2 protein-coding genes, 2 tRNA genes and 1 pseudogene are annotated in these 3,391 nt (G+C 70.1%); 2 read left to right on the top strand and 3 right to left on the bottom strand.

Features of this window, described 5'->3' with window-relative positions; all coding sequences use genetic code 11:
- The first annotated feature begins 148 nt into the window (after positions 1–148).
- Entirely contained in the window at positions 149–1,072 is a 924-nt protein-coding gene (locus AIIKEEIJ_RS13205; protein ID WP_338020945.1) for a glycoside hydrolase family 15 protein, read from the top strand.
- 253 nt (positions 1,073–1,325) lie between these two features.
- Here AIIKEEIJ_RS13205 and AIIKEEIJ_RS13210 read toward each other — a convergent pair.
- Positions 1,326–1,399, bottom strand: a tRNA-Ile gene (locus AIIKEEIJ_RS13210).
- Positions 1,400–1,624: 225 nt separating this feature from the next.
- A tRNA-Asn gene (locus tag AIIKEEIJ_RS13215) sits at positions 1,625–1,697 on the bottom strand.
- A gap of 147 nt (positions 1,698–1,844) precedes the next feature.
- Here AIIKEEIJ_RS13215 and AIIKEEIJ_RS13220 point away from each other — a divergent pair.
- Entirely contained in the window at positions 1,845–2,090 is a 246-nt protein-coding gene (locus AIIKEEIJ_RS13220; protein ID WP_010594277.1) for a hypothetical protein, read from the top strand.
- 16 nt (positions 2,091–2,106) lie between these two features.
- On the opposite strand, the pseudogene AIIKEEIJ_RS13225 reads toward AIIKEEIJ_RS13220, so the two are convergent.
- A pseudogene (locus tag AIIKEEIJ_RS13225) lies at positions 2,107–3,276 on the bottom strand (toprim domain-containing protein); the annotation flags it as partial.
- Positions 3,277–3,391 lie beyond the last annotated feature (115 nt).

Genomic DNA, 3,391 nt, shown 5'->3' on the forward strand with positions numbered 1-3,391 from the left:
CGGTCGACCCCGGCCCACGCCATCACCTTGGAATGGACGAACGGGCGAGCCGGCCCGCGTACCTCCCACAGCCCGTTGTCGGGTTCCTGCCAGTGCCCTTCTCGGCTGCGGATTCGTCGCCGAAGCCCGGGCCTGGCGGAACTGGCTGGTGCGGGCGGTGGCCGGGAATCCGGCGGACCTGCAGATGATGTACCAGCTCGACGGGGCCCGGCGGGTGCCGGAATACGAGGTGCCGTGGCTGTCCGGCTACGAGGCCTCCGTGCCCGTGCGCATCGGCAACGCCGCCGCCGGGCAGTTCCAGCTCGACGTGTGGGGTGAGGTGCTCGACGGTCTGCACCTGGCCCGGCAGAGCGGCCTTCGCGGTGACCCGGCCTGGGACATCGAGGTGGCATTGCTGGACTTTCTCGAAGGGCACTGGCAGGAACCCGACAACGGGCTGTGGGAGGTACGCGGGCCGGCTCGCCCGTTCGTCCATTCCAAGGTGATGGCGTGGGCCGGGGTCGACCGCGGTATCCGGGCGGTCGAACGGTTCGGTCTGCCCGGCCCGGTCGACCGTTGGCGCGTTCTGCGCGAACAGATCCGAACCGAGATCCTGACGAAGGGATTCGATCCCCACCGCGGCACCTTCACCCAGTTCTACGGCAGCCGCGGCGTGGATGCGGCGTCGCTGCTCATTCCCCGCACCGGGTTCCTGCCGTGGGATGATCCCCGCGTGCTGGGCACCGTGGCCACTGTCGAACGTGAGCTCAGCCGGGACGGCTTCCTGCTGCGTTACCGGCCGGAGCTCGAACACGTCGACGGCATCGCCGAGCCGGAAGGAGCGTTCCTGGCCCGCAGCTTCTGGCTCGCGGACGCCCTGCACGGCGCCGGCCGCACTCGCGACGCCCACGCCCTGTTCGAGCGGTTGCTGTCGGTGCGCAACGACGTCGGGCTGCTCGCCGAGGAGTACGACCCCCACGCCCGTCGGCAGCTCGGCAACGTGCCCCAGGCCTTCAGCCACGTGGCGTTGGTCAACACCGCACGCCACCTCGCCGGCCATGCCGTCCATACCCACCGCCCCACCTCGCGGTGACCACCCGAGCAGCCGTCCGGTCCGGGTCGACCACCTGCTGCCCTCGACGCTCTGCGCGAGCGCCGTGTGTCCCCGATCGCCGAGCGGTCGCCGATCTGGGCCTTTCCCTCGTCGACCGGGATGCTGAGCGACTCCAACAGCTTCCGCAAGTCCGGGCGCCGTCTTTACAGCTGCCGTCGGCGACGAAGGCGTCCACACCCATAGGTTTCGGCTATCGAGGCCGGACGTAAACCCTCCTGAACAGGGACGATTGTGGGGCGGGCGGGGCTCGAACCCGCGACCAATGGATTATGAGTCCACGGCTCTAACCGACTGAGCTACCGCCCCGTCCGCGCGCATCCGGAGGTACGCGACGTGTGGCGAATGCTACCGGCTGCGGCGGCCGGCCCGCGTCGCGGGTCACCCCCGTGTCGCCCGGCGCGGGCTGTCGCCGACCCGTCGCGGCGGCACCACACGGCTCCTGTAATTTCCATCACACTCAGCGTCTTTCGTGGCGGCGCAGACAAGAAAACCCCTCCCACCCGAGATCGGGTGGGAGGGGTTTTCTTGGAGCTCCCCCGGCTGGACTCGAACCAGCAACCGTTCGATTAACAGTCGAATGCTCTGCCAATTGAGCTACAGGGGATTGTCCTGCGGTGCTCCGCCGTTTCCCGCGGTGCGTGAAGAACTGTAGCGCCCCACCCGACGCGGCACCAAATCGCCTGCCTGTGAGCCCGAGGGCGAGGATCGGGCAGGATGGGTGGGACGTTGACACGGCTGAATGGAGACGACGTTGATCGGACTGTTGGTGGGGGTTGCCGCGGGCTACGTCCTGGGCACACGGGCGGGCCGCGCCCGGTACGAACAGCTCAGCAGGACGGCGAAGGCGGTCGCGGGTAGTCCGGTGACGAAGAAGGCGATCGAGGTGAGCCGGCAGAAGCTGGCCGACTCGCTCAGCCCGGAGCCGAAGCTCGAGCCGATGAAGCCGCTCGACGAGCAGACCACGATCCTCGTCCCCCGCGACCAGTTGCGGCGGTGATGCGGGTGGCGTGAGTTCAGCCGGCCAGGCCGTCGCCGCTGGTGTCGCCGATGGCCTGGTCGAGCAGGCTGCGCCGGTACTGCTCGAGCGCAACGAGGTCCCCGAGCAACGAGTGGAACTCGTCGGATTCGGTGGCCGGGGAGATGCGCTGCAGTTTGGACTTGAGTTCGGCGACCTGCTCCCCCACCCAGACCTCCTGCAGCCGGGCGAGGACCCCGCCGATGTAGCGGGGCATCCGGTCCTCCTCCGCGGGCAGCGGGTCCACCGCGAGTTCCATGACCAGCGAGTGCACCATCGGGTCGGTGGCGGCGCGCCCGACGGCGTCCACCCATTCCGCGCCGCCGAGTCCCGCGCTCGTCCCACCGACCGCGGCCACAGCCTCGCGCACCGCCGCGTAGGCCGGGTCGGTGAACGTCTCGGCGGGCAGCGAATCGAACACGGTGCCGGCGATGCCGGGGTACTGCAGCGCCGCCTTGAGGGCGTCGCGCTGCGGCCACAGCGCCGGATCGTTGGGGCGGGGCCGGCGCAGGACCGTGCCCGCCGCGGCCGTCTCCGCCCGCTGTTGCGGCGCGGCGGTGCGCGGCTTCTCGTCGCCGCCGCGGGCGACGCGCCGGGACTCGTCCTGCACGCGCCGGCGCACGGCCGGAATGTCGTCCCAGCCCACCCAGTGCGACAGCTGCACCGCGTAGCTGTCGCGCAGCGTGCGTTCCTTGATCCGGGCCACCACGGGAACCGTGCGGCGCAGCGCCTCCACCCGCCCCTCGGCGGTGTCGAGGTTGTGTTCGGTGAGGATCGACTTGACGACGAACTCGAACATCGGGGTGCGCCGGGCGACGAGGTCGCGCACCGCCCCGTCGCCGGACTTCTGCCGCAGCTCGCACGGATCCATGCCCTGGGGCGCGATCGCGACGAACGTCTTGGCCGTGGTCTTCTGGTCGCCCTCGAACGCCTTCATCGCCGCGGCCCGGCCCGCTGCGTCGCCGTCGAAGGTGTAGATGATCTCACCGCGGAAGTAGCTGTCGTCCATGAGCAGGCGCCGCAGCATCGCCAGGTGCTCGTCGCCGAATGCGGTACCGCACGCGGCCACAGCGGTTTTCACGCCCGACAGGTGCATCGCCATGACGTCGGTGTAGCCCTCGACGATCACGGCCTGGTGCGCCTTGGCGATCTCCCGCTTGGCCAGGTCTCCTGCCCGTCGCGGCCATGCCCGACGACATCCTCTACAGCTGGGGCTGGCGCGTACCGTTCTGGGGCAGCCTGTTCGTGCTGGCCGCCGCGTACGTCATGCGGCTCAAGCTCGA

This window comes from Rhodococcus sp. YH1, assembly GCF_009939605.1.
In the GTDB taxonomy this organism is placed as follows: domain Bacteria; phylum Actinomycetota; class Actinomycetes; order Mycobacteriales; family Mycobacteriaceae; genus Rhodococcus; species Rhodococcus aetherivorans.